Annotated in this window: 25 protein-coding genes; 14 read left to right on the forward strand and 11 right to left on the reverse strand. The window is 73.0% G+C overall.

Annotated features, from left to right (window positions below; all coding sequences use genetic code 11):
- Positions 1-223: 223 nt before the first annotated feature.
- From QOM21_RS20420 to QOM21_RS20440, 5 genes are all read left to right on the forward strand, one after another.
- Positions 224-991: a L,D-transpeptidase gene (locus QOM21_RS20420; protein ID WP_407552025.1), complete on the forward strand. Its 768-nt coding sequence runs from the start codon at positions 224-226 to the stop codon at positions 989-991.
- An 81-nt stretch (positions 992-1072) separates the two neighbouring features.
- Positions 1073-2248, forward strand: coding sequence for an alanine racemase (alr, locus tag QOM21_RS20425; RefSeq protein WP_407552027.1), 1176 nt, complete (start codon positions 1073-1075; stop codon positions 2246-2248).
- Positions 2245-3609 (forward strand): alpha/beta fold hydrolase, encoded by a 1365-nt coding sequence (locus QOM21_RS20430; protein ID WP_407552029.1) that lies wholly within the window; start codon positions 2245-2247, stop codon positions 3607-3609. Before alr ends, QOM21_RS20430 begins: the two co-directional genes overlap by 4 nt.
- 117 nt (positions 3610-3726) lie before the next feature.
- Complete coding sequence (tsaE, locus tag QOM21_RS20435) at positions 3727-4263, forward strand: tRNA (adenosine(37)-N6)-threonylcarbamoyltransferase complex ATPase subunit type 1 TsaE (RefSeq protein WP_407552031.1); 537 nt, start codon at positions 3727-3729, stop codon at positions 4261-4263.
- A 215-nt stretch (positions 4264-4478) separates the two neighbouring features.
- Positions 4479-4757, forward strand: a complete 279-nt coding sequence (locus QOM21_RS20440) for a hypothetical protein (protein WP_407552033.1) — start codon at positions 4479-4481, stop codon at positions 4755-4757.
- 47 nt (positions 4758-4804) lie between these two features.
- Here the strand turns inward: QOM21_RS20440 and QOM21_RS20445 are convergent, their stop codons facing one another.
- On the reverse strand, positions 4805-5377 hold the full coding sequence (locus QOM21_RS20445) for a L,D-transpeptidase (protein ID WP_407552034.1): 573 nt from the start codon (positions 5375-5377) through the stop codon (positions 4805-4807).
- 145 nt (positions 5378-5522) lie between these two features.
- Between QOM21_RS20445 and tsaB the strand changes: the two genes are divergently transcribed.
- The 4 genes from tsaB (at position 5523) to QOM21_RS20465 (ending at position 8412) form a co-directional block, all read left to right on the forward strand.
- Positions 5523-6221, forward strand: a complete 699-nt coding sequence (gene tsaB, locus QOM21_RS20450; RefSeq protein WP_407552036.1) for a tRNA (adenosine(37)-N6)-threonylcarbamoyltransferase complex dimerization subunit type 1 TsaB — start codon at positions 5523-5525, stop codon at positions 6219-6221.
- A 68-nt stretch (positions 6222-6289) separates the two neighbouring features.
- The gene (rimI, locus tag QOM21_RS20455; protein WP_407555734.1) at positions 6290-6802 is read left to right on the forward strand and encodes a ribosomal protein S18-alanine N-acetyltransferase; all 513 of its coding nucleotides are present in this window, start codon (positions 6290-6292) and stop codon (positions 6800-6802) included.
- A gap of 5 nt (positions 6803-6807) precedes the next feature.
- On the forward strand, positions 6808-7932 hold the full coding sequence (gene tsaD, locus QOM21_RS20460) for a tRNA (adenosine(37)-N6)-threonylcarbamoyltransferase complex transferase subunit TsaD (RefSeq protein ID WP_407552038.1): 1125 nt from the start codon (positions 6808-6810) through the stop codon (positions 7930-7932).
- A 114-nt stretch (positions 7933-8046) separates the two neighbouring features.
- A complete protein-coding gene (locus QOM21_RS20465; protein ID WP_407552040.1) occupies positions 8047-8412 on the forward strand; it encodes a hypothetical protein in 366 nt (121 codons plus the stop codon).
- On the opposite strand, the gene QOM21_RS20470 is transcribed toward QOM21_RS20465, so the two are convergent.
- Positions 8382-9620, reverse strand: a complete 1239-nt coding sequence (locus tag QOM21_RS20470; protein WP_407555735.1) for a THUMP-like domain-containing protein — start codon at positions 9618-9620, stop codon at positions 8382-8384. The two genes, QOM21_RS20465 and QOM21_RS20470, sit on opposite strands and share 31 nt — an antisense overlap.
- An 82-nt stretch (positions 9621-9702) precedes the next feature.
- Between QOM21_RS20470 and QOM21_RS20475 the strand changes: the two genes are divergently transcribed.
- Positions 9703-10602, forward strand: a complete 900-nt coding sequence (locus QOM21_RS20475) for a polysaccharide deacetylase family protein (protein ID WP_407552041.1) — start codon at positions 9703-9705, stop codon at positions 10600-10602.
- Here QOM21_RS20475 and QOM21_RS20480 read toward each other — a convergent pair.
- Positions 10593-12008 (reverse strand): FtsW/RodA/SpoVE family cell cycle protein, encoded by a 1416-nt coding sequence (locus QOM21_RS20480; RefSeq protein WP_407555736.1) that lies wholly within the window; start codon positions 12006-12008, stop codon positions 10593-10595. The genes QOM21_RS20475 and QOM21_RS20480 overlap by 10 nt on opposite strands.
- Before the next feature lie 495 nt (positions 12009-12503).
- Between QOM21_RS20480 and groES the strand changes: the two genes are divergently transcribed.
- Entirely contained in the window at positions 12504-12812 is a 309-nt protein-coding gene (gene groES, locus QOM21_RS20485) for a co-chaperone GroES (RefSeq protein ID WP_251419252.1), read from the forward strand.
- 135 nt (positions 12813-12947) lie between these two features.
- On the forward strand, positions 12948-14573 hold the full coding sequence (gene groL, locus QOM21_RS20490; RefSeq protein ID WP_407552043.1) for a chaperonin GroEL: 1626 nt from the start codon (positions 12948-12950) through the stop codon (positions 14571-14573).
- A gap of 182 nt (positions 14574-14755) precedes the next feature.
- Here groL and QOM21_RS20495 read toward each other — a convergent pair whose 3' ends face one another.
- The 6 genes from QOM21_RS20495 to QOM21_RS20520 form a co-directional block, all read right to left on the reverse strand.
- Positions 14756-15442 (reverse strand): ester cyclase, encoded by a 687-nt coding sequence (locus tag QOM21_RS20495; protein ID WP_407552045.1) that lies wholly within the window; start codon positions 15440-15442, stop codon positions 14756-14758.
- 147 nt (positions 15443-15589) lie between these two features.
- A complete protein-coding gene (locus tag QOM21_RS20500; protein WP_407552046.1) occupies positions 15590-16648 on the reverse strand; it encodes a hydroxyacid dehydrogenase in 1059 nt (352 codons plus the stop codon).
- Positions 16649-16689: 41 nt separating this feature from the next.
- Positions 16690-17649, reverse strand: coding sequence for a carbohydrate ABC transporter permease (locus QOM21_RS20505; RefSeq protein ID WP_407552048.1), 960 nt, complete (start codon positions 17647-17649; stop codon positions 16690-16692).
- Positions 17649-18554, reverse strand: a complete 906-nt coding sequence (locus QOM21_RS20510; RefSeq protein ID WP_407552050.1) for a carbohydrate ABC transporter permease — start codon at positions 18552-18554, stop codon at positions 17649-17651. Before QOM21_RS20510 ends, QOM21_RS20505 begins: the two co-directional genes overlap by 1 nt.
- Positions 18551-19882: an ABC transporter substrate-binding protein gene (locus tag QOM21_RS20515; protein WP_407552052.1), complete on the reverse strand. Its 1332-nt coding sequence runs from the start codon at positions 19880-19882 to the stop codon at positions 18551-18553. Before QOM21_RS20515 ends, QOM21_RS20510 begins: the two co-directional genes overlap by 4 nt.
- A 192-nt stretch (positions 19883-20074) precedes the next feature.
- Positions 20075-21217, reverse strand: a complete 1143-nt coding sequence (locus tag QOM21_RS20520; RefSeq protein WP_407552054.1) for a LacI family DNA-binding transcriptional regulator — start codon at positions 21215-21217, stop codon at positions 20075-20077.
- A gap of 174 nt (positions 21218-21391) precedes the next feature.
- On the opposite strand from QOM21_RS20520, the gene QOM21_RS20525 reads away from it, so the two are divergent.
- Entirely contained in the window at positions 21392-23368 is a 1977-nt protein-coding gene (locus tag QOM21_RS20525) for a DUF2264 domain-containing protein (RefSeq protein ID WP_407552056.1), read from the forward strand.
- 95 nt (positions 23369-23463) lie between these two features.
- Here QOM21_RS20525 and QOM21_RS20530 read toward each other — a convergent pair whose 3' ends face one another.
- Positions 23464-24237, reverse strand: coding sequence for an SDR family NAD(P)-dependent oxidoreductase (locus QOM21_RS20530; protein WP_407552057.1), 774 nt, complete (start codon positions 24235-24237; stop codon positions 23464-23466).
- Between the two features lie 321 nt (positions 24238-24558).
- On the reverse strand, positions 24559-25227 hold the full coding sequence (locus tag QOM21_RS20535; RefSeq protein WP_407552059.1) for an MOSC domain-containing protein: 669 nt from the start codon (positions 25225-25227) through the stop codon (positions 24559-24561).
- Between the two features lie 80 nt (positions 25228-25307).
- On the opposite strand from QOM21_RS20535, the gene QOM21_RS20540 reads away from it, so the two are divergent.
- Positions 25308-26219, forward strand: coding sequence for a LysR family transcriptional regulator (locus tag QOM21_RS20540; RefSeq protein ID WP_407552061.1), 912 nt, complete (start codon positions 25308-25310; stop codon positions 26217-26219).
- Positions 26220-26224 lie beyond the last annotated feature (5 nt).

The raw sequence follows: 26224 nt of genomic DNA on the forward strand, positions 1-26224 counted from the left end.
CCGGGCCGGGATCCGGGCGCGGGCGGCGACCCTGCGCGGGTGGCCGGGGGCCGGTCGTTTCGGGCCGCCGTGTCCGGCCACGGCCCGCCTCCGGGCGCCCGGGTCCCGTAAGCGCCTTGCTCCGCACCGCCGTTACGCCCGGTGGGCGAACGCCGCGCGGCACCAGGGCGAAACTGCCGCGGGCCGGGACGCGCGGGCGTCCGGCCACGGCATGAGTGAGTCCATGAAACGCACCCTGCCGGCGCTGCTGGTCGGCGCCCTGCTGCTCACCCTCGACGGTGCGCCCCGGGCCGCCATCGCGGTGCCGCCCGTCCCGGGCGCGGCGGCGGAGACGGCGGCGGCTCCCCGCAGCCCTCAGCGGCCGCACCAGAAACGGCAGCGCGCGGTCCCCGGCGCGGCGTCGGCGCGGTGCAGCAGGTCCGCCGGGCCCTACCAGCAGCAGGCCGAGCGCCATCTGCGCCGCGCGGTGGACGGCCGGCAGTCGGCCGCCGACTGCAAGGCCATCCGCCGATTCCAGCGGGCACACCACATCACGCCGGCGAACGGTTTCGCGGGCCGGGTCACCGGCGCCGTGGTGCGGCTGCTGCGGGCCCAGCGGAACCCGAACAAGGCCGGTCACTGCCCGGTCCGCGCCCGGCGGGTCGCCTGTGTCGATCTGTCGCGGCAGATCATGTGGGTGCAGCGCGGCCGGAAGGTGATCTTCCGGCCGGTGGCGATCCGCTCCGGCCGGCCGGCCTCGAAGACCCGCACCGGCACGTACCGGGTCTACCTGCGGGTGCGGAACCACACCTCGACGCTCTACAACACGCCGATGCCCTTCTCCCAGTTCTTCGACGGTGGGGAAGCGCTGCACGGCGTCTACGGCGACATCTACGAGTCCCCCGGGTCGCACGGCTGCGTCAACCTGAAATGGATGGACGCGGAAAGGTTGTGGGATGTGCTGAAGAAGGGCGACACGGTCCGCGTATGGGGTCGCAGGACCGGAGTGTGAGCGCGCCCGGTCCGGGTGCCGCGGGGCGCGCCACCGCCGGTCCCCCGGGGCTCCGCGGCGCCGCCTGAGACACTGAGGGCGATGAACGAGACAGCGAAGCGCGCCCGCGCCACCGTCGACCTCGCCGCCGTGCGGTCGAATGTGCGTGCCCTGCGGGCCCGTGCACCCCGGGCAGAGCTGATGGCCGTGGTCAAGTCCGACGGCTACGGGCACGGCGCGGTGCCCTGCGCCCGCGCCGCCCGTGAGGCCGGCGCGGCCTGGCTGGGCACGGCGCTTCCCGAGGAGGCGTTCGCGCTGCGCGCCGCGGGCGACACCGGCCGGCTGATGTGCTGGCTGTGGACCCCCGGAGGCCCGTGGGGCGAGGCGGTCGAGCAGGACATCGACGTCTCGGTGAGCGGGCTGTGGGCGCTGCGCGAGGTGACCGAGGCGGCCCGCGCGTGCGGCCGTACCGCCCGCGTCCAGCTGAAGATCGACACCGGTCTCGGCCGCAACGGCTGCCCGCCCGCCGACTGGCCGGAGCTGACCGCGGCCGCCCGCGCCGCCGAGGTCGAGGGCGTGCTCACCATCACCGGCGTCTGGTCGCACTTCGCCTGCGCCGACGAGCCGGGTCACCCCTCGATCGCGCCCCAGCTCACCGCCTTCGACGAGGCCCTCGCGGTCGCGGCGGCGGCCGGGCTGCGGCCCGAGGTGCGGCACATCGCCAACACCCCGGCGCTGCTGACCCTGCCGGAGGCCCGGTACGACGTGGTGCGCGCCGGCATCGGCGTCTACGGCATCTCGCCGAGCCCCGAGGTCGGCACCCCGCAGGACTTCGGGCTGCGGCCCGCGATGACGCTGGAGGCGTCGCTGGCGTCGGTCAAGCGCGTCCCCGGCGGCCACGGCGTCTCCTACGGCCACCACTACACGACGCCCGGCGAGACCACCCTCGCGCTGGTCCCGCTCGGCTACGCCGACGGCGTCCCGCGGCACGCCTCCGGCAGCGGCCCGGTGCTGGTCGCCGGCAAGTGGCGGACGGTCGCCGGCCGCATCGCGATGGACCAGTTCGTCGTCGATCTGGGCGGGGACCGGGCGCAGCCGGGCGACCCGGCGCTGCTGTTCGGGCCCGGGGACCGCGGTGAGCCGACCGCGGAGGACTGGGCCGTCGCGGCCGGAACCATCGGCTACGAAATCGTCACGCGGATCGGATCCAGGGTGCCGCGCGTCTATGTGGACAGCGATGTCGAAGGGGACACGACGGTCACGGGGAGTACGGCATGACGGACGGCACGGGCGCGGCGAAGGCGGTCGAGGCAGCGGTGGAGACGGCCGTGGAGAGCGCCGCCGACGCGGCCGGCAACTGGGCGCGGGCGGGGCGCAGCGCCGGCATCGCCGGTGCCGCGATCGGCGTGGTCGCGGCCGGGGCGGCGGCCGGTGTGGCGATAGAGCGGCTGACGGTCGGCCGGGGGATGCGGCGCAAGGCGCGGCTGGCCCTGGACGCGGCCGGCCCGTTCGGCACGCTGCGCGGCACCCCCGGCACGGCGATCGCCGAGGACGGCACCGCGCTGTACTACGAGGTCGACGAGCCGGGGGAGACCGCCCCGGGGCCCGAGGACGACGGCCCGGGCAAGGGCGGCACCGCCACGGCCAAGACCGACAAGAACGCCAGGGCCGCCCGCGGCGGCAAGAACGCCCGGCCCGCCCAGGACGGCCAAGCCGGCGCCCAGGGCGGCTTCCGCAAGCGGCTGCTCTCGGCCCTGGGGCGACGCTCCGCGGCCCCCACGGTGGTCTTCTGCCACGGCTACTGCCTCAGCCAGGACTCCTGGCACTTCCAGCGCGGCGCGCTGCGCGGCACGGTGCGCACGGTCCACTGGGACCAGCGCAGCCACGGCCGCTCGGCGCGCGGCCATGCCCAGATGGACGGCACCGAGCCGGTCACCATCGATCTGCTCGGCCGTGACCTCAAGGCGGTGCTGGACGCCGCCGTGCCCCAGGGGCCGATCGTGCTGGTCGGGCACTCCATGGGCGGGATGACGGTGATGGCGCTGGCCGATCAGTTCCCCGGGTTCGTGGCGGAGCGGGTGGTCGGGGTGGCGCTCATCGGCACGTCGGCGGGCCGGCTCAGCGAGGTCGCCTTCGGACTGCCGTCGCTCGGCGTCAAGGCATTCCACCGCTTCGCGCCGGGTGTGCTCAAGGCACTGGGCGCCCAGAGCGAGATCGTCGAGCGCGGCCGGCGGGCCACCGCGGACCTGTTCGCGGGGCTCGTCAAGCGCTACTCCTTCGGCACGCCCAAGGACGTCGACCCGGGGGTCGCGCGGTTCGCCGAGCGGCTGATCGAGGCCACCCCCATCGACGTGGTCGCCGAGTTCTTCCCGGCGTTCGCGGTGCATGACAAGACCGAGGCGCTGGTGGCGTACGACACCCTGCCCGCGCTGGTGCTCGCCGGTGACCGTGACCTGATCACCCCCGCCGACCACAGCCAGACCATCGGCGAGCTGCTGCCCGCCGCCGAGCTGGTGTGCGTCGACGGGGCGGGGCATCTGGTGATGCTGGAGCGCCCCGAGCTGGTCAACGACCATCTGGTGACGCTGGTGGAGCGGGCGAGCGCGGGGAGCCGCAGCTCGCGGTCGGCCCGGGCCTGAAGCCTCCGGCGGGCCGGGCGCCGGATGCCGCGCCGGGAGCCAATGAGCCCCCGGACCGTCCCGGCCGCTCCTTCGGGTCCGGGACCGGCATGCCGGGCGGGCCGTACCATTTGCGGCATGAGCACCACCGACGCGACCGCCCGTGTAACCGTCAAGTCACCCGACAAGATGCAGGAGTTGGGTCGCCGCCTCGCCACCCTGCTGCGCCCCGGCGACCTGGTACTTCTCACCGGCGAGCTGGGCGCGGGCAAGACCACGCTGACCCGGGGCCTGGGCGAGGGGCTGGGCGTGCGCGGCGCGGTCACCTCCCCGACCTTCGTCATCGCCCGTGTGCACCCCTCCCTGAGCGGCGGCCCCGCGCTGGTGCATGTCGACGCCTACCGGCTCGGCGGCGGCCTGGACGAGATGGAGGACCTGGACCTCGACGTGTCGCTGCCGGAGTCGGTGGTGGTCGTGGAGTGGGGCGACGGCAAGGTCGAGGAGCTGTCCGACGACCGGTTGCACGTCGTCATCGGCCGGGCCGTGGGTGCGGACGCCCCCGGGGGGCCGGAGGGTGCACCGGAGGCCGACGTGGACGACGTCCGCGAGGTGACCGTCACCGGCCTCGGCCCGCGCTGGGCCGGCACCGGTCTGCCCGCACTCGAAACCTGCTGACCGGGCGCTGCGCGCCGTACGCCGTCGCGGGTTCGCGGCCGCCGCCCCGGGAGCGGCGTGCGAGGGGAGCCCGCCGGGTGCGAACGTCCGGTAGTTTCCGACAAGCCGTCGGTAAGATGTTGCGCGCGCGGGTCCGGGCATGGTCACATGGGTGCAGAGCACCGGTTAGGGCAGCCTAACTTCTGCCGCTTGCCCCAGGAGCCCCGGAGGCGACCATGTCGGCCCACCAGTCCTCCCCCACATCCGAAGGGCGCGGGGGGACCCCCTTCGCGGCGGCCCGGCGCGCCGCCGAGCACGAGGCGCCCGAGCAGTCACCCACGATGCATGAGCTGCTCGCGGCCTGCGCCGCGGCCAGCGCCGTCTCCACGCCCCCCGACGCCCCCTCCCAGGCCGCGCAGGACAGGCCCGCGCGGCGCGCGGACGGAGCGGCGGACGAGGCCGGAACGGACGGCGAGGCCACAGCCGCGTCCACCTCGGGGCGCGACGCGGCGTAGCCCGAACGGGTCAAACCGACGGCGCGAGCCGGTCGGCGGCGGCGGGGTCAGTTGACGACGACGACCTTGGTGCCGTGCAGCGCGAAGTCCCACATCGCCTTGCCGTCGTCCCGCGACTCACGGATGCCACCGGTCTTCTTCTTCGGGTCCGGGTCCGGCTTCGAGCCGTCCACCGCCGCGCTGAAGCCGATCACGACGCCGTCGACACCGGCGAACCGTACGACGTGCTCGATCGCGACGCCGTCCGAGCCCGTGACGCTGACCGAGCGCGAGGTGACGCGGTAGCTCCCGACGGGCGGGCTGACGGTGCTCGGCGCCACCTCGTAGGTGCGCCGTGCCTTGTCGTCCGCGCCCACCAGCCAGACGCGCTCGGCGCCGAGGGAGTACACCACCCGCTCGCCCTTGCCGGAGCCCGCGGGGATCGTGACGGCCTCGGGGGACTTGGCCTTCTTCTTCTGCCGGTCGTGCTTCGTGGGGCTCTTGGTCGCGTGACTGCCGTCGCTGCGGACCTGGGTGAGCGGGTCCGCGGCGGACGCCGACGCCTGGTAGCCCACCACGCCGACCACGACCAGGGCGGCCGCGGTGAGAGCGGTGACGATCGAGCTGCTCCTAGCGGGCACCGCTGTGCCACCTTTCCCGTTCCCGTACTCTCCCCGCCGCCGGCGGGGAGGCCCGTGCCTTGCCGCCCCACTGCCCGGCCGCGCGATTACGGGGCGACGGTAGCACCGGGACGGGCACCGCCGGCCGAGCCGTAGTCTTAAGGGCGTGCTGCTGCTAGCTCTTGACACCGCCACCCCCGCCGTCACCGTCGCGCTCCATGACGGCTCCCGCGTCCTCGCCGAGTCCCGGCAGGTGGACGCGCGCCGGCACGGCGAGCTGCTGCTGCCCGCCGTCGACAGGGTGCTGGCCGAGGCCGGCCTGAAACTCGACGCGGTCAGCGACATCGTGGTCGGCGTCGGCCCGGGCCCGTACACCGGCCTGCGGGTCGGACTGGTCACCGCGGCGACCTTCGGTGCCGCGCTGGACATCCCCGTCCACGGCCTGTGCTCACTGGACGGCATCGCCCACGCCGCCGGGCTGGACGAGCCCTTCGTCGTGGCGACGGACGCCCGCCGCAAGGAGGTCTACTGGGCGCGGTACGCCCCGGCGCCCGGCGACCGGCCCCAGGGGGACGGTTCCCCGGCCCGCCCGGTCCGGCTCGGCGAGCCCGCCGTGGACCGCCCCGCGGACATCGCCGACCAGGTGGCCGGCGTCCCCGCGGTCGGCGCGGGCGCGCTGCTGTACGACACGGTCTTCACCGGCGTACGCCGCGAGGGGCCCGAGCACCAGTCCGCCGGCGCGCTCGCCGCGCTGGCCGCGGAAAAGCTCGCGGCGGGCGAGGAGTTCCTGCCCGCCCGGCCGCTGTATCTGCGCCGGCCGGACGCCCAGGTCCCGGCCAACTACAAGGTGGTCACCCCCAAGTGACGCCCGCCGCGACGCACGGACAACCGGCCGGCGGCCCGGCGGCGCGCGGTGCCGCCACCCTGCGCCGGATGCGCTGGTGGGACCTGGACGCGGTACTCGACCTGGAGCGCGCCCTGTTCCCCGACGACGCCTGGTCGCCGGGCATGTTCTGGTCCGAGCTGGCGCACGCCCGCGGCTCGGACGCCAACCGGCACTACGTCGTCGCCGAGCTGTCCGGCCGGCTGGTCGGCTACGGCGGGCTCGCCGCCGTGGACGGTACCGGCGACGTCCAGACCATCGCCACCGCCCGCGACCAGTGGGGCAGCGGCCTCGGCGCCCGGCTGCTGGGCGACCTGCTGTCCGCCGCCACCGCCTTCGAGTGCCGGGAGGTGCTGCTGGAGGTCCGGGTCGACAACCTCCGCGCGCAGCGCCTCTACGAACGCTTCGGCTTCGAGCCGATCGGCTTCCGGCGCGGCTACTACCAGCCGGGCAATGTCGACGCCCTCGTCATGCGCCGTACCGCGACGGACACCGACACCGAACCGGGCTCCCGGAGCGACGCCCCGTCCGCTCCCTGCGCCCCCTCCGCACAAGGATCGTAGAAACCATGGCTGACTCACGCGGCGGACCGCTCGTCCTCGGCATCGAGACCTCCTGCGACGAGACCGGCGTCGGCATCGTCCAGGGCCACACCCTCCTCGCCGACGCGATCGCCTCCAGCGTCGACGAGCACGCACGCTTCGGCGGTGTGGTGCCCGAGGTGGCCTCCCGGGCGCACCTGGAGGCGATGGTCCCCACCATCCAGCGCGCCCTGAAGGACGCCGGCGTCGCGGCGAAGGACCTGGACGGCATCGCGGTCACCGCAGGGCCCGGCCTTGCGGGCGCCCTGCTGGTCGGCGTCTCGGCCGCCAAGGCGTACGCCTACGCCCTCGGCAAGCCGCTCTACGGCGTCAACCACCTGGCCTCGCACATCTGCGTCGACCAGCTGGAGCACGGCCCGCTGCCGGAGCCGACGATGGCGCTGCTGGTGAGCGGCGGCCACTCGTCGCTGCTGCTCGCCCCGGACATCACCACCGACGTCCGCCCGCTCGGCTCGACCATCGACGACGCCGCGGGCGAGGCGTTCGACAAGATCGCCCGGGTGCTGCACCTCGGTTTCCCCGGCGGTCCGGTCATCGACCGCTACGCGCGTGAGGGCAACCCCGACGCGATCCGCTTCCCGCGCGGGCTGACCGGCCCCCGCGACCCCGCCTACGACTTCTCCTTCTCCGGCCTCAAGACGGCCGTCGCGCGCTGGATCGAGGCCAAGCGGGCGGCCGGCGAGGACGTCCCGGTCGCGGACGTCTCGGCGTCCTTCCAGGAGGCCGTCGTCGACGTGCTGACCCGCAAGGCCGTACGGGCCTGCAAGGACAACGGGGTGGACCACCTGATGATCGGCGGCGGGGTGGCCGCCAACTCCCGGCTGCGGGCCATGGCCGAGCGCCGCTGCGAGGACGCCGGCATCGTCCTGCGGGTGCCGCGGCCCAAGCTGTGCACCGACAACGGGGCGATGGTCGCGGCGCTGGGCGCGGAGATGGTCGCCCGCAACCGGCCGGCCTCCTCCTGGGACCTTCCCGCGGACTCCTCCCTGCCGGTCACCGAGCCGCATGTGCCGGGCGTGGCGCCCGCACCGCACCACGGGCACGACCACGATCACGTTCATGAGGTGAGCAAGGAAAACCTCTACTCCTGAGAGGGCGCGGCCGCCGCGGCGACCGTCGGGCCCGCGGCGCCTGCCGTCTCCCTCCCCCGGACCCGCCGGAAGTCCTACGCTGGTCCCGGCACCGGCGCGGGGAGGCGGCAGGCTGTGGACTGGTTCTGGTGGGTCTTCATCTTCTTCATGGCGGGCGGCTTCGCGAAGGTGGCGGACACCGCCCGCACGGCACTGCGCACCCGCCACGAGCGCAAGATGGAGCGGCTGGAGGGCGCCCGCCGGGAGCGGCAGGAACTCGCCGCGGCCCACAAGCCGCCGGAGCCGGTGTGCGGCTGCACCCACCACCTCGCCAAGCACGACAAGCGCGGCAAGTGCCATGAGCTGGTCGAGGTGGCGGTCGCCTGGGACGCGGACCGCAAACCGGTGCAGTACGAGGCCGGGCAGTGCACCTGCCAGCAGTACATCGGCCCGCAGCCGCTCTCCCAGATCTACGCCGAGGACCTCACCGACCTGGCCTGAGCGGGCTGCCCCAGCAGCATGGTGGGGGCCCCGGCCACCCGGGTGAGGAAGATCGTGCAGGACTTCCCGCCGCCACCGAGCTTCAACTTCCTGCGCAGCTCCTCCGGTTCGACGGCCGAGCCGCGCTTCTTGATCACCGCGATGCCCACCTCGCGCTCCCGCAGCAGCGCCTTGAGCTTCTTGAGGTTGAACGGCAGCACGTCCGTGATCGCGTAGGCGGTCGCGTACGGCGTCCCGGTCAGCCGGTCCGCGGTGATGTACGCGATCGTCGGGTCGATCAGCCGCCCGCCGACCTGCCGGGCGACATCGGCGACGAGATGGGCGCGGATGACCGCGCCGTCCGGCTCGTACAGCCAGTCCCCGACCGGGCCCGGCTCGGGGTCGGGCAGATCCGCACCGAGCAGGGAGCCGCCGGAGGGCAGCAGGGTGGCGCGGCGCGCGCCGGGAGCGAGGGCGGGCGCGGCGCCGGGCGGTGTCGTCCCGAACCACAGGACGGCCTCCTTCACCTCGCCGGAGTCGGAGATCCACTCCGTCTCGGCGTCGGCGGGCAGCGCGTCGTGCGGCACCCCCGGGGCGATCTTCAGCGCTGCGAACGGCGCCGCCCGCGCCGCCTCGACGGCCCAGGACAGCGGCGGCGAGTACGCCTCCGGGTCGAAGATCCGCCCGCCGCGCACCCGGCTCCTGCGTGCCGGGTCCACGAACACCGCGTCGTATCCGGCGGTGTCCACCTCGGTGACGTCGGCGCACCGCACCTCGATCAGCTCCGCCAGCCCCAGCGCCTCGGCGTTCGCCCGCGCCGCGGCGCAGGCCAGGGGGTCGCGGTCGACGGCGAGGACACGGATCCCGGCCCGTGCCAGGGCGATGGCGTCGCCGCCGATGCCGCAGCAGAGGTCGGCCAGGGTGCCGATGCCCAGCGCGGCGAGCCGGGCGGCGCGGTGCGCGGCGACCGTCGCGCGGGTGGACTGCTCGACGCCGTTGGGCGTGAAGTACATCAGCTGCGCGTCCGCCCCGAACTTCGCCGCCGCCCGCTGCCGCAGCCGTGCCTGCCCGAGGGCGGCGGAGACCAGCGGCGCGGGGTGGTCGCGCCGCAGCCGGGTCGCGGCCGCCAGTTCGTCGGCCGGATCGTGGTCACGCAGCGCGGTCAGCAGCGCCTGTCCCTCGGGGGCCAGGAGCGCGGAGAAGGTGTCGAGGTCGGTCACCTTCCCCATTGTGGGCCAGCCGGTGGACCGCGCCGCGTGCCGGTCGGCGGCGCCGTCGCGGCGGCCGGCCGCGCTGCCAGAATCCGGCGTCATGCGGCTTGTCGGACTTCTGCGGGGCAGACCGGTCCGGGACGTGGTGGTGTGGTGCGTACTGGGTGCGGCGGCCGGCTACGGCGCGGTGGCAGGAGGGGGCGGGCGGGACGACGAGCCGGTCAGCGGCTCCGGCATCGCCGCCCCGGCCGCCGGTGCGGCCCTCGGCCCGGCACGCGGGCAGGAGGGCGCATCGGCCCGCAGGGCGGCGGTGGCCCGGCGGTGGGGCCTGGCGGCGCCGCCGCTCCGCGCCCCGAAGCCGCCCAGCGAGAAGCCGGACCTGGTCCCTGCGCGGCGGGCCGGCGGCCGCGAGCTGCCGGCCGTCGTCTCCCGGGTGCCGACCGATCAGCGGGTGGTCTTCCTGACGATCGACGACGGGGACGACAAGGACCCCGAGTTCGTGCGGATGATGCGCGAACTCGACGTCCCCTACAGCGCGTTCCTCAGCCACTACCTCGCCAAGGAGGACTACGGCTACTTCCGCGGCATGCAGAAGCTCGGCACCGGGCTGCACAACCACACCCTGAACCACCCCTTCCTGCCGGGGCTGGACGCGGCCGGGCAGCGCAAGGAGATCTGCGGGCAGCAGCGCAACCTGCGGCGCGAGACCGGCCGGCGGCCTCGGCTGTTCCGTCCGCCCTACGGCGAGTACACCGCGCAGACCCTGCGCATCGCGCGCTCCTGCGGCATCCGCGTCGTGCCGCTGTGGACGCAGGAGGTCTTCCCCGACCGGATGGACCACGGCGGAGCGGACCGGCGGCTGCACCCGGGCGACATCATCCTGACCCACTTCCGGGGCCGCGGGGACTGGCCGGGCTCGATGCCCGACGTGGCGCGCAGGGTGCTGCGTACGGCCACCGAGCAGGGGTTCGCCCTCGCCCGGCTGGAGGACTACGTGTGAGAGCGGCCGGGCTGCCTGCGCCGCCGCCGCGACCTGCCGGCGCCGGGGCCCACCGGTTCGCGCCGGCGCTGGGCGGTGTCGCTGATCCGCAGCAGCAGCGCGATCATCATCCAGTTCGCGACGAGTGACGAGCCGCCCTTGGCGAGGAAGGGCAGGGCCTTTCCGGTCAGCGGGATCAGGCCGGTGACGCCGCCGGAGACGACGAAGACCTGGAGCACGAGCGCCCCGGAGAGCCCGACCGCCAACAGCTTGCCGAACGGATCGCGGGCGGTGAGCGCGACCCGCAGGCCGCGCTGGGCGAGCAGCGCGTACAGCAGCAGTACGGCCATCACCCCGGCCAGGCCGAGCTCCTCGCCGACGGTGGTGAGGATGAAGTCGCTGTTGCCGGCGAAGCCGACCAGTTCCGGATGGCCGCGGCCCAGGCCGCTGCCGCCGATGCCGCCGCTGCCGAAGCTGAACAGCGCCTGGGCGGCCTGGTCCGAGATCAGCCCCGGCGGCCGCTCGGACTCCGGCAGGAAGATGTCCATGGGATGCAGCCAGGCCATGATCCGGCCCTTGACGTGTGGCTCGACGGAGCCGACGACGGCCGCGCCGACCGAGGCCATGGCCAGGCCGCAGAGCACCCAGCTGGTGCGCTCGGTGGCCATGTAGAGCATGATCACGAAGACGCCGAAGAAGATCAGCGAGGTGCCCAGGTCGCGTTCGAAGACCAGCACCAGGAGGCTGATGACCCAGATGGTGAAGATCGGCGCGAGCTGCCGGCCCGGCGGCAGCTGCACCCCCATGACGCGGCGTCCGGCCAGCGCCAGCGCATCGCGGTTGACGGTGAGATAGCCCGCGAAGAACACCGAGATCATGATCTTCACGAACTCGCCGGGCTGCAGGGACAGCGGCCCCAGCAGGATCCAGCGCTTGGCCCCGTACATGTCGGCGCCGAAGAAGGCCGGTGCCATCAGCACGACCAGCGCGACCACCATCGTCAGATAGATGTAGCGCTGCAGGATCCGGTGGTCGCGCAGGAGCATCAGGATGCCGATGCAGACCCCCACGCCGATCACCGTCCACACCAGCTGACCGTCCGCCGCCTGGGCGGTCTTCAGCCGGGGGTCCGCGGCGTAGGTGATGTCCAGGCGGTGGAGCAGGACGAGGCCGAGACCGCTCAGCAGGGTGGCCAGCGGCAGGATCAGCGGATCGGCGCGCGGCGCGAAGCGGCGGATCACCAGATGCGGGATCAGCGCCACGAAGAACATGGTGGCGGCGAACGCGGCCAGGCCCTCGGGCGGCCGGCCGGTCATCGCCAATCCGGTGGAGACGTAGCCGAACACCGCTATCAGCACCACGAAGCCGAGCAGCCACGCCTCGGTCCTGCGGCGGTCCGGTGCCCGGGCGAGCGCGGCGAAGGTCATCGTGCGCTCGGCGTCGCTCTCGGGCTCGCCGGCCGCCCGGGGCGCGCTGGTCGGTCCACGCACGGTTTCCTCCGCCATCGGTTGTCGGAGCCGCGGCCCGGACGGAGCCGTCGGGGCTGTTCGGAGCTGTCGGGGGTGCAGGGGCCGCGGGCTCAGCAGTCGAGGAGGTAGACGGGGCAGCCGCGGGCAGGGTTGCGGCGGCAGCGGAAGGTGTGGCCGATTCGGTGCGGGACAAGGGCCGGCGGGGGGCGGCCGGTGTGCGGTGCGGCCCGACCGGGGGAGGTGCCGCGTCAACCAGCCGTGCACGACGCGCGCAGCACAACTGGCACTCCGCTTGACCGAGTGCTAACCGCGTCATAGTCTCGGCATTGGCACTCTCCACCGGGGAGTGCCAAACACAGCGACGGGCAGGTCCGGCACCCGCGACGACGGATCCACCTGGTCGCCACCTCAGACAGTTAACCCCGTGAGATCTCCGAAGGGGGAGGTCGGATCGTGACGACCGCCAGCACCAAGGTTGCCATCAAGCCGCTCGAGGACCGCATTGTGGTCCAGCCGCTCGACGCCGAGCAGACCACGGCCTCTGGCCTGGTCATTCCGGACACTGCCAAGGAGAAGCCCCAGGAGGGCGTCGTCCTGGCCGTGGGCCCGGGTCGCTTCGAGGACGGCAACCGTCTTCCGCTCGACGTTTCCGTCGGCGACGTCGTGCTCTACAGCAAGTACGGCGGCACCGAGGTGAAGTACAGCGGCGAGGAGTACCTCGTCCTCTCGGCTCGCGACGTTCTCGCGATCGTCGAGAAGTAATTCACCCAGAATTGCCTAGATCTGCGCCCCTGGTTCCCGCGTCTAAACAACCCGGGGCAGGGGCGCAGTTCGTTTGAGCGATAGCGGCCACCGCTGCGTGGCCGAGGATCGCAACGAGAGGACTTGAAGCAACCCATGGCGAAGATCCTGAAGTTCGACGAGGACGCCCGTCGCGCCCTCGAGCGCGGCGTCAACAAGCTTGCCGACACGGTCAAGGTGACGATCGGCCCCAAGGGCCGCAACGTCGTCATCGACAAGAAGTTCGGCGCGCCGACCATCACCAACGACGGTGTCACCATCGCCCGTGAGGTCGAGGTCGACGACCCGTACGAGAACCTCGGTGCCCAGCTCGTGAAGGAGGTGGCGACCAAGACCAACGACATCGCGGGTGACGGCACCACCACCGCCACCGTGCTGGCCCAGGCGCTGGTCCGCGAGGGCCTGCGCAACGTCGCCGCGGGTGCCTCCCCGGCCGCCCTCAAGAAGGGCATCGACGCCGCGGTGAAGGCCGTGTCCGAGGAGCTCCTCGCGACCGCCCGCCCGATCGACGACAAGACCGACATCGCCGCCGTGGCCGGCCTGTCCGCGCAGGACAAGCAGGTCGGCGAGCTCATCGCCGAGGCGATGGACAAGGTCGGCAAGGACGGTGTCATCACCGTCGAGGAGTCCAACACCTTCGGTCTGGAGCTGGACTTCACCGAGGGCATGGCCTTCGACAAGGGCTACCTGTCGCCCTACATGGTCACCGACCAGGAGCGTATGGAGGCCGTCCTCGACGACCCGTACATCCTGATCCACCAGGGCAAGATCGGCTCGATCCAGGACCTGCTGCCGCTGCTGGAGAAGGTCATCCAGGCCGGCTCCTCCAAGCCGCTGCTGATCATCGCCGAGGACGTCGAGGGCGAGGCCCTGTCGACCCTGGTCGTGAACAAGATCCGTGGCACCTTCAACGCCGTGGCCGTCAAGGCCCCCGGCTTCGGTGACCGCCGCAAGGCGATGCTCGGCGACATGGCCACCCTCACCGGTGCGACCGTCATCGCCGAAGAGGTCGGCCTCAAGCTCGACCAGGCCGGTCTCGACGTGCTCGGCACCGCGCGCCGCGTGACCGTCACCAAGGACGACACCACCATCGTCGACGGTGGCGGCAACTCCGAGGACGTCGTCGGCCGCGTCAACCAGATCAAGGCCGAGATCGAGTCCACCGACTCGGACTGGGACCGCGAGAAGCTCCAGGAGCGCCTCGCCAAGCTCGCCGGTGGCGTCTGCGTCATCCGCGTGGGTGCGGCCACCGAGGTCGAGCTCAAGGAGAAGAAGCACCGTCTGGAGGACGCCATCTCCGCGACCCGCGCCGCGGTCGAGGAGGGCATCGTCTCCGGTGGTGGCTCCGCTCTGGTGCACGCCGCCAAGGTGCTGGAGGGCTCCCTCGGCAAGGAGGGCGACGAGGCCACCGGTGTCGCCGTCGTCCGCCGCGCCGCCGTCGAGCCGCTGCGCTGGATCGCGGAGAACGCCGGCCTCGAGGGCTACGTCATCACCGCGAAGGTCGCCGAGCAGGACAAGGGCCAGGGCTTCAACGCCGCCACCGGCGAGTACGGCGACCTGGTGAAGGCCGGCGTCATCGACCCGGTCAAGGTCACCCGCTCCGCCCTGGAGAACGCCGCGTCGATCGCGTCGCTGCTGCTCACGACCGAGACCCTGGTCGTCGAGAAGCCGGCCGACGAGGAGCCCGCCGATGCCGGTCACGGCCACGGTCACTCCCACTGACGCCTGACGCACCACTGCCGCCCCGGCGGCACGGAAAGGCCCCTGTTCCCGCTCGTGAGCGACGGGAGCAGGGGCCTTTTCGTCTGTCGGCTCCGGTTGTCGGTTGTCGGCCCGGTTCGTCGGGCCGGCCTCGTCCATCCGTCCTGTCGATCGGTTCCGCGGCCGGTCCTGGGCCGGGACCGTCAGCCGGTGAGCTGCCGCATCAGGCCCATCAGGTCCTCGTGCCACCAGCCTTCCTGGATCTTGCCGTCCTTGAACCGGAAGATCGTGGTGCCGGTCATGATGCACTGCCTGCCGGTCGGCGCGATGCCCATGAAGTCGCCCTTGTGGGTGCCGGTCCAGGTCCACAGCGTCACCACGTCGTCGCCCTGGCAGATCTCCCGCTCCAGGCTGAAGGTGAAGTCGAAGGCGGCACGCCAGCCGCTGACGTCGTTGCGGATGTGCTGCGAGCCGACGGTCTCCGTCGGCTTCGCGACATCGTGGTCGCGGTAGTCGGACGCGAAGATCTCGTCGACCGCGTCGAGGTTGCCGCCGACGGCGACCTCGTGGAAGAACCGGCGGGATGTTGCCTCGTTCAACTGTTCTTCACGGACCACGTCGAGGTCGGTGAAGGTGGGCACCCCGTCGCAGAGCGCCACCATGTCCTGGAAGATCCGCTCCGTCTCCGGCAGCCGGGAATTCTTCATGGCCTCGTCGTACGACGGGAATTCGACGATCTCGACGATATGTGCGTCGTCGGAGCGGTCCTTGCCGATGAGGCTGTGGGTGGCGGTCCGCCTGCCCTTGGTCTGGTCGACCCATTCGTCCATGAGCCGGTCCATGTCATCGAAGTGGTCGGTCTTGAAGTCGATTATCTGTGCGAATCGCATGGCGTCTCCCGGGGTGGGTGGGACACTGCCATTTTAGTGGTTATGGGGTGATTCGAGGCCGGGCCTTTCCCTCGGATCGGCCCGGTTCGGTGAGCGGTGCCGGGCCTCGCGAGCCCGGCAAGATCCAACCGACTCTGCGGGCACTCCCTAAGCCGAGTGGTGCAGCGACTCCGGGAGCACCGGGTGCGCGAAGGGCAGCCCGGACGCGTAGCGCTCCAGCTCGTCCAGGGCCTGGTCCGTCATCCGGTGCAGCTCGGTGCCCAGTGAGCCCGCGATGTGCGGGGTCAGCAGCACGTTCGGCAGCTCGTACAAGGGGGAGGCGGCGGACGGGACTTCGGGCTCGGTGACGTCGAGTACGGCGTTCAGCCGCCCGGAGACCAGCTCCGGCAGGAGCGCCGCCTCGTCGACCAGTGAGCCGCGGGAGGTGTTGATCAAGGTCGCGCCGTCCGGCATCCGGGCCAGTTCGCGGGTGCCGAGCAGATGGCGGGTGGCAGGCAGCTCAGGGGCGTGCACGGAGACGATGTCGCTGTCGGCGCAGAGGGTGTCCAGCGAAACGGGCGTGACGCCCAGGGCGGCGGCCCCGGCGGTGTCGACGTAGGGGTCGTGCAGCAGGACACGCAGGTCGAACGGGCGCAGCAGTTCGATGACGCGGCGGCCGATGCGGGAGGCGCCGATGATGCCGACGGTACGGCGGTAGTTGCCGGCGTCGGCCAGCTCGCGCTGCCAGTCGTGCGGAGCGCGCAGGGCGCGGTGGCGCCGCGCGCTGTGCAGCACCTGCTTGTTGGCGAGAAGGATCATGGCCAGGGTGTATTCGGCGACCGGCAGGGCGTTGGCGGCGGCCGCGGAGGTGACGGCGATGCCGCGGGCCCAACACGCCTCCGTGACGTGGTGTTTGACCGATCCGGCGGCGTGGATGACCGCGCGCAGGCGGGGGGCCGCGGACAGTACGCGCTCGGTGAGCCGGGGCGCACCCCAGCAGGTGAGGAGGACCTCGGCCTCGGCGAGGGCGGCGGCGATCTCCGGCGCCGGGTCGGCCAACTCGTGTGCGACGAGCCGGTGGTCGGTGCGGGCGAGGGCCGCGAGGCGGGTGTGGTGGCGCTCCGCGATGAGCCGTTCGGCGATGCCGGGGCCCATGGCCAGCAGCAGGGTGGGCCGGGCCGGCGGGATACCGGCAGGTCCGGGGGCGTTGTCGGTGGTGGGGTGCATGGTGGTACCGGTGCTCCTTCACGGTCGCCCGACGTCCGTCGTCATTTGACGCTGCCGGCGGCGAGGCCGGCCTTCCAGTGTCGCTGGAGGGCGACGAAGGCGATGATCAGCGGGATGACGGCGAGGAGTGATCCGGTGACGACGAGGGGGTAGTAGGACGGCTCGGCGTGGGTGTTGCTGTTCCATGCGTACAGGCCGAGGCTGAGCGGGAAGAGCTGTTGGTCGGAGAGCATCACCAGGGGGAGGAAGAAGTTGTTCCAGATGGCCGTGAACTGGAAGAGGACGATGGTCACGAAGCCCGGCATGATCATGCGTAGGCCGATGGACCAGAAGATCCGCAGTTCGCCCGCGCCGTCCATCCGCGCGGCCTCGATCGCCTCGCGGGGGAGGTACCCGGCGCTGAAGACCCGCGCGAGATAGACCCCGAAGGGGTGCGCGAGGACGGGTATCAGCACCGCCCAGTAGGTGTTGACCAGACCGGTCCTGGCGGCGAGCAGGTACAACGGCAGCGCGAGCGCGGTGGTGGGCACCAGCACGCCCAGCAGGACGACACCGAACAGCTTCTCCTTACCGGGGAAGGTGTAGACGTCGAAGGCGTATCCGGCGGCGACCGACACCAGCGCGGAGAGCAGTGCGCCACCGCCCGCGTAGAGCAGGCTGTTGGCGTACCACCGCAAGTAGAGGCCGTCGTGGAAGGACGCCAGCCGGGAGAGGTTGCCGCCGAGGTCGAAGCCCTCGAAGGAGAAGGCGTCGCCGGCCAGCAGCCCGCCGGCGTCCTTGGTGGCGGCGGTGACCAGCCACACCAGCGGCAGGAGTGTGTAGACGACGGCGAGGACGAGCGTGCCGTTGACGGCGGCCTTGGACAGCCGGCGGCCGGGGGCCGGGCGAGCGGCTCCGCGGAGGATCCCGCGGGGCGGCCGCAGGGGAGCCGGCCCGGCGACGGGCGCGGTGTCCCGCTCCGCGAGGTCGCCGGCCGAGCGGGCGGCCGGGGTGTGGGTCATCAGGTCGTCCTGCCCTTCTTCCGGGTCTTGGGTGCGCGCCGCGAGAAGCGTGTGACGGCGAAGGACAGCGCCGCGGCGGTGAGCGCGAGCAGCACGGAGGCGGCCGCCGCCAGGCCGTAGTCGTTACGGGTGAAGGCCGCGGCGTAGGCATACATGTTCGGGGTCCAGGCGGAGTTCAGCGCGGCGGACGAGGCCTGGTTGATGATGAGCGGTTCGGTGAAGAGCTGGAGCGAACCGATCACCGTGAAGAGGGCGACCATCACCACCGAGGAACGGATCAGCGGGATCTTGATGCCGGTCGCGATCCGCCAGGCGCCCGCGCCGTCCACCGTCGCCGCCTCGATCACCGAGCGGTCGATGGCCTGGAGGGCGGCGTAGAAGATCACCATGTTGTAGCCGAGCCACTCCCACAGCGCGATGTTGACGACGGCGGGCAGCGCGCCGGAGGGGGAGAGAAAGCTGAAGTCCAGCCCCCCTGACCGCAACACGCCCACGACCGGGCTGAGTTGGGGCGTGTAGAGGTAGACCCAGATCAGCGCCGCGATGATGCCGGGCACGGCGTGCGGGAGGAACAGCGCGAGCTGGAAGAAGCGCCGGGCGCGGGCCAGGGTCGAGTCCAGCAGCAGGGCGAGCGCCAGCCCGCCGGCCAGCAGCAGCGGGATGTAGAGGGCGCAGTAGCCGAGCAGGACGAGGAAGCCGTCGCGGAAGGCGTGGTCGCCCAGCGCGGTGAGGTAGTTGCCCAGTCCGGTGAAGACCGTCCGGGTCCCGCCGAATCCGAGCCCGGACTGCTGCTCGGTGAAGAGGCTGAGCCACAGCGCGTAGCCGATCGGCAGCACCATCACGACGGTGAAGAGCGCGAAGAACGGGGTCAGCAGGACGGAGACGGCACGGGCTTTGGCGCTCACCGGCCGGCGACCTTCAGGCCGCGCTTGCGCAGCTCCTTCACGGTCGCCTCCTGCGCGGTGCGTACGGCGCCGGCGAGCGTGCCGTCGCCGTCCGCGGCCTTGCCGAAGGCGTCCTTGAGCGCGCTGTTGGTGGTGCCGCCGGTCGGGCCCCATGTCCAGTTCCTGCCGATGGCCGCGGCGGCGCCGTCGAAGACGTCGTAGACGTCCTGGCCGCCGTAGAACCGGGTGTCGAACGCCTTCTCCGCGACCGGGCGGAGTGCCGCGGCCGCCGGGTAGGCGCTGGACTCGCCGGAGGAGAGCCGGGCCTTGACGGCGGCCGGGGAGGTGGACATCCACGTCGCGAACTCCACGGCCGCCTCGGCCTGGTCGCTGTCCTTGGTGACCGCCCAGGTGGAGCCGCCGAGCATGCCGCCGGCCGGCTTCCCGTCCCAGGTGGGCACGGGGGCGGCGGCCCATTTGCCGCTCTGGTCGGGAACGAGGCTCTTCAGTACGCCGGCGCCCCAGGACGCACCGAGGTAGCCGACGGTGTCGCCCTTCTTGAGCGCGTTGGTCCACCCGGGGCTGAAGGAGGTAGCGCTGTTGACCAGGCCGTCGTCCAGCAGGCCCTGCCAGTAGGCGGTGACCTTCTTGGTGGCCGGGTCGGTGGTGTCCACCTTCCAGGCGTCGCCCTGGGTGGCGAACCACTGCCCGCCCGCCTGCCACACCATCGCCTCGAAGGTGGTCGGGTCGTCCGGGAAGAAGGTGCCGATCCGCGCCGTGGGGTCGGCCTTCCTGGCCGCGGCCGCCGCGGTCCGGAAGTCGTCCCAGGTGCGGGGCACCTTGATCTTGTGCTTGGCGAAGAAGTCCTTGCGGTAGTAGTACGTCTGGGGCGCGGCGTCGAAGGGCACCGCCCAGTTCTTGCCGCCGAGCGTGGTCAGCTCCACGGCCTGCGGGAGCAGCTTCTTCTTGAGGTCGTCGCCGACGTAGGGGGTGATGTCCTGCAGCGCGCCCTGGCTGACGAATTCCGGCAGCGAGGGGTATTCGATGCTGACCAGGTCGGGGGCGTTGCCCGCCTTGACCGCGTTGGAGATCTTCGCGTAGCCGCCGGCGCCGCCGGAGGGGATCTCCTCGTACGTCACCTCGATGTCGTCGTGGGTGGCGTTGAACGCGTCGACGGTCTGCTGGGTGCCCTTCGTCCAGCCCCAGTAGGTGATCTTCGCGGGCCCACCGTCGCCGCCGGCCGCGTCACCGGTGGTGCCACCACATGCGGTGAGGGCGGTGAGGGCGGCGAGGGCACCGGATATCGCGACGGAGGTTCTGCTCCAACTGCGGATCGTGCTGCGGCTCATGGCATGACTCCTGGGCTGGCGGCCTGGACGGCCTCACGGCCTGACGACCTGACGGCGAAAGGAAAGCGGGAAGCGATGGCGGCGATCCTTGGACGCGTCATGAGCGAAGTCAAGAGCGAACGATTGAATGATCGAAAAACGAACAAGAAGTGAGTGTTCCGGGATGCGGTGGCGCGCTCGGCGGCCGGGCCGTCAGCCCTGCGTGCGGCTCTCCTCCGGGGGCGCCCCGGCTCCGCAGGAGGCCCGTACGCGCAGCCGGGGGAGCAGCGCGAGATGCCGCCGGGCCGCCGGCTCCGCCCCGTCCGCCGCCCGGTCCGCCGGCCCGCCGCGCACCGACCTGCCCCAGCGCTCCAGCAGCAACTCGGCCGCCAGCCGCCCCACTTCACGCTTGGGCGGCGCCACCGCGGTCAGGGGCGTGTCCGCGAGCGCGGCCACCTCGTCGTCGTAGGCGACCACGGCCAGATCGCCCGGCACCCGCACACCCAGCTCCGCCAGCCGCTGCACCAGCTGGATCGCGTCCACGTCGTTGTGCACCAGCGCCGCCGTCGCCCGCCCGGACGTCACCGCCGTCCACAGTGCCTGCACACCCCGCTCGAAACCCGCCGGATCACGGTCCGCCGGCGCGTCGATCACCGGGTGCGGCCACTCCAGCCCCAGGGCGCGCAGCGCCTGGTCGTAACCGGCCCGCACCGCCAGCGCCGTGGGACTGTCCGCCCGCGCCACCAGCAAGGGGGCCGCATGCCCCTGCCCCACCAGGTGCCGGAGGGCCAGCAGCACGCCGTGCGCGTGGTCGGAGCACACCCGGTCCAGCCCGGCCAGCGGGCCGCCCGGATCCACCGACCGCTCCAGGAGGACGGCGGGGACCGGGAGTTCGCCGATCCAGTCGCCGTGCTCCGCCTGGTCGGCGCGGCCGCGCCAGCCCGGCGCGATCAGCAGCCCCTCGGCGCCCGCCGCCAGCAGCCCCTCGGCCCGCGCCCGGTCCTCCTCCGGCCGGTAGTCGGAGATCCGCAGGATCAGCCGGGCACCGGCCCGCGCCGCCGCCTCGTGCGCACCGTGGATGACGTCGGCGAAGTAGTAGGTGGCCGACGGGGCGAGGAGCCCGAGCACCGGGGCGGTGCCGACGCCGGCCGCCGCCCCGGCGGTGCGCGGCCGGGGCCAGGACACCGATCCGTGCGCCCGGTCGACCAGGCCCTTGCGGGTGAGCGTCTCGACGTCCCGCCGCACCGTCACCGGCGACACCCCGAGCCGCGCGGCGAGGTCGGTGACCCGGGCCGTGCCCTGTTCCCGTACCAAGGTCAGCAGGCGGTCGTGGCGTTGTACTGCGCTCTCGCGCACGGCGCATTCCCCCTCGCGTGTGGCGGCCCCGGGCGGCCGGATGGCGGACGAGCCTAGTCCAGCCCGATCGATCGCAACAGGAATCGATCGTTCGATCCTTTCTCTTGACGTTCGATCATCCGGGGCTGAAGGATGCCCGCGTCGCCCGGCCGGCCACCGCCCTCAGGGGAGCCCATGACCGCACCCTCCAGCCGCAGCCCTCTCCCGCCCTCCGCTCGCGGCCCTCTCCCGCTCTCCACTCGCGGCCCTCTCCCGCCCTCCACTCCCTGCCCTTTCCCCCTCCCGCCCGAGGACCGCGACCTCAGCCCGTACACCGGCTGGACCCGCGCCCACTGGGAGGCGGCGGCCGACGGCCTGCTCGGCGCCACCGTGCCGTACGCGTCACCGGGCCACGGCCTGATCGCCCTCCCCGGCGCGCGCCCCAGCTCCTCCGGAACCCGCTCGGACGGCCTCGAAGGCTTCGCCCGGACCTTTCTGCTCGCCGCCCTCCGCGTCGCCGGCAGCGAAGGACACGACCCCCGCAACCACCTCGAACGCTTCGCGGCCGGACTCGCCGCGGGGAGCGAAAACCCCACCACACAAACGGAGTTGACGTCGGATAACCCCGACTCCTGGCCCAGGATCGACGCCGTCCGCCAGGCGTACGTGGAAGCCGCCTCCCTCGCCCTCGGCCTGCGGCTGACCCGCCCCTGGCTGTGGGACACCCTCGACGACGCGGTCCGCGCCCGCGTCGTCGACTGGCTGCTGCCCGCGCTCGCCCCGTCGCCCGTCGACAACAACTGGTGGCTCTTCGGCCTGACCGTCGGCGGTTTCCTGCTCGACGCGGGCATCGAGAACGTACGCGCCCGCGCCGCCGTCGACCGCGCGCTGACCCGCATCGAGGACTGGTACCGCGGTGACGGCTGGTACACCGACGGGGACAACCGCGCCTTCGAGCACTACAACGCCTGGGCGCTGCACTTCTACCCCGTCCTGCACGCCCACCTCGGCGGCGACGACGCGCTCCTGGCCACCCACGGCGCGCGGCTCGCCACCCACCTCGCCGACTACACCCGCCTCTTCGACGCCAACGGCGCCCCGCTGCCCTTCGGCCGCTCGCTCACCTACCGCTTCGCCGCCGCGGCGGCCCCCTGGGTCGGCGCCCTCACCGGGCACACCCCGCTCACTCCCGGAGCCACCCGCCGACTCGCCTCCGGCACGCTGCGCCACTTCCTCGACCGCGGCGCCGTCGACCGGCGGGGCCTGCTGACGCTCGGCTGGTACGGGCCCTACCCGCCCATGCTCCAGAGCTACTCGGGCCCGGCCTCGCCGTACTGGGCGTCCAAGGGCTTCGTCGGCCTCCTGCTGCCCGCCGGCCACCCGGTCTGGACCGCCCGCGAGGAGCCACTCCCCGCCGAGACCCGCGACGCCGGGCTGCCCCTCGGCAGGACCGGTCTGCTGGTGCAGTCCACCGTCTCCGACGGCCTGGTCCGCCTGCACAACCACGGCAGCAACTCCACCCTCGCCGCCCCCGACCCGTACTACGCCCGCTTCGCATACTCCACGCGCACCGGCCCGACCGCCCCCGGAGCCCCGGCCGACAACCACTTCGCCCTGCTCGTCGACGGGCGGCCCACCACCCGCGGCGATGCCCACCCGCACGGCGCGGGACCCGGCTGGGCCGCCTCCACGCATACGCCGCGCCACGCCGACGGCACCGAACTCCCCGGCGTCCGCGTGCTGTCCGCCACCGCCGTCCACGGCCGGACCGAACTGCGCGCCCATCTGGTCACCGGCGCGCCACCCGGTACCCGGGTACGCCTGACCGGCTGGGCCACCGCCCCGGACGGCCCGACCGCCCAACTCCACCCCGTCCACGGCTTCGACGGCCCACCCGCGGACACGCCGACCGGCAGCACCCTCATCGGCCCCGGCACCCGCACCGCCGTGCTGGAAGGCACCGTCACGGCCCCCGAGGGCGGCCTCTTCCTGGCCCTGGCCTCGCTGACCGCGGATCCGTCACCCGCGCCGGTCCACACCCTGGCCGCCGTCCACGTGGCAGCGGATGCCGTGCGCGTCACCTGGCACGACGGCACCGGCACCGAAGTCCCCTTCCCGTACCACCCCGACGCGGCAAGGGCCGGTGCTCGGCCCCCTGCGGAGGGGGCCTGAGCACCGGCCCTGGAACGAACATCGCGCGCGCCGCCCGGCCACGGGGCACCACGGCCGCCTGGCCCCCCGCCGGGTCCAGCGGCCGTCCGCCCGGGTCAGCGCGGCCCGTACTTCCGGCCCGTCCTGGAGGTGAGACCGCCGATCAGCCCACGAGGCGCCAGCTTCACGGCACCCATCAGGGCCTTGTACCGCGGATCCGGAATGGACAGGGACTTGCCCCGCGTCAGGTCCTTCATCGCCGCGTCCACCAGCTTGTCGGCGTCCAGCCACATCCAGCCGGGGATGTTGTCCGTACCCATCCCCGCCCGCTGGTGGAACTCGGTGCGGACGAAGCCGGGGCACAGGGCCATCAGCCGCACACCGCTGCCCGCCAGATCCCGGGCGGCACCCTGCGTGAACTGGACCACCCACGCCTTGCTGGCCCCGTACGTACCGCGCGGTACGAACGCCGCCACCGACGCCACGTTCACCACCGCGCCGCGCCGCCGGTCGCGCATCCCGCGTACCGCCGACGTGGTCAGCCGAAGCACCGCCTCGCAATGCACCTTCAGCATCGTCAGCTCATCGGCCATCGACACTTCGAGGTACTCGCCCTTGTTGCCGAACCCGGCGTTGTTCACCAGCAGATCCACCGGCTGCCTGGGGTCGGCGAGCCGCGCCTCGACGGCCGCGATGCCGTCCTCCGTGGACAGGTCGGCGCTCAGCACCTCCGCCTCGATGCCGTGCCGGTCGTGCAGCTCGGTCGCCTGCTCGCGCAGCCGCTTCTCATCGCGCGCCACCAGCACCACGCTGTGGCCGTCACTCGCGAGCCGACGGGCGAACGCTGCCCCGATGCCCGCCGTCGCTCCCGTGATCAATGCAGTCGTCATATAGGCACGCTATCCGTCCACGGCGCGGGGGCGGTGACCTCGGATGTCCGCCATCGCGCGGATGGCCGGGCGCCGGTGGCTCAACCCCCATGGCGCGCGTGCAGGTTGCCGCGAGCGCCGTGCCTCCGGGTGTTCCCCGGAGGCCGGTCGCGGCCCCGTCACCTACACACCTTCTCCACCCCGCACCCCGAAGCGGCACCGGGCAGGTGACGGGACTTCACCCACTCGTCGTCGTGCGCCGGGCGCGCACCAGCGCCCGCCTCGATGGCGTGCGCCCCCGCAGCACGCGCCCCGTGGCAGGCGTCGAGGTCCCACACGCCGTCAGTTCCCCTGTCGCTCCACGTACGCCAGCGCCTTGTCCCGCGCCAGCGGATGGAGCGCGTCGCCGGCCTCCAGCAGCCGTCTCAGCAGCGCCCGCTCGCGGGTCAGGGCGCGGAACGTCAGCGCGACGGTCACCTCGTGGTCGGGGCGGTGCAGCAGCTCGACGCGGTCCCCGGCGCGGATCTCGCCCGGTTCGACCACCCGCAGATACGCGCCCGGTACCGCGGTCTCGGTGAACCGTTTGATCCAGCCGCGCTCGCCCATGCGGCCCTGGAACGTGCGGCACGGGACGCGCGGGGAGGTCACCTCCAGCAGCACCCGCGGACCGACCCGCCAGCGCTCGCCGATCCGGGCGCCGGTGACCTCGACGCCCAGGGTGGTGAGGTTCTCGCCGAAGGAGCCGTTGGGCAGCTCGCGGTCCAGCAGCCGCTCCCACTCGTCCAGGTCCTCGCGGGCGTAGGCGTACACCGCCTGCTCGTCGCCGCCGTGGTGACGGAGATCGACCACGGTGTCACCCGTGAGCCCGCTTCCGCCGGTGCCCCCGGGGCCGGGGGCGGTGACCGTGACCGGCCCGGCCACCGGCCGCTTGTCGATGCCTGTCTCGCCGCTCTTGGCGCGGGTGTGTTCGGAGGGCGCGGCGCGCCCCACATTCACGGTCAGCAGCTTCATGCCCGGCACGCTAGCCAGCTCCAATCAAAGCGTCGAGCAGGTTTCTCTCGATCTCTCCAAGATGCGCTTATACTCCAAATATGATCGAGGCCCGTCATCTCCGCGTGCTGCGCGCCGTCGCCAGGACCGGCTCCTTCTCCGCCGCCGCCCGCGAACTGGGCTGCACCCAGCCGGCCGTCAGCCAGCAGATGAAGGCCCTGGAGCAGTCCGTGGGCACCCCGCTCCTGGTGCGCGCGGGCCGTGGGATGCGGCTGACCCAGGCGGGCGAGGCGCTCGTACGCCACGCGGTCGGCATCCTCGCCGGGCTCACCGCCGCCGAGGAGGAGGTCGCCGCGATCACGGGCCTGCGAGCGGGCCGGGTACGGCTGGTGTCGTTCCCGTCCGGCAGCTCGACACTGGTACCCACCGCGCTGGCGAAGATGCGCGCCGCACACCCCGGCACCCGCGTCTCGCTGGTCGAGGCCGAGCCGCCGCGCTCGATCGAGATGCTGCGCAACGGGGACTGCGAGATCGCGCTGGCCTTCCGCTATCCGGAGGTGCGCGGCGCGGACCCGGCGGCCTGCGCCGAATGGGAAGACCTGGTGGCCAGGCCGATCCTGGCCGACCGGCTCATCGGCCTGGTCCCCGACGGCCACCGGCTGGCGGCGGGCGGCACCGCTCGCTTCACAGAACTGGCCGACGACCCGTGGATCGCGGGCTGCCCGCGCTGCCGCACGCATCTGGTCGAGGTCTGCGAGAGCGCGGGCTTCACGCCGCGCATCGACTTCGCCACCGACGACTACCCGGCGGTGATCGGACTGGTCGGCGCGGGCCTCGGCGTCGCGGCGCTGCCCGAACTCACCCTGGAGTCGGTGCGCCCCAAGGGGGCCACGGCGGTGCGGCTGGAGCCGGCCGTGCACCGCGAGATCGTCGCGCTCACGCTGCCCGACCTGGCGCGCGTCCCCGCTGTCGAGGTGATGCTCGACCAGCTGGTCGAGGCCGCGGGGCGCTGACGCCC

Origin of the sequence: Streptomyces sp. Pv4-95 (assembly GCF_045782725.1) — a bacterium.
Classification (GTDB): Bacteria; Actinomycetota; Actinomycetes; order Streptomycetales; family Streptomycetaceae; genus Streptomyces.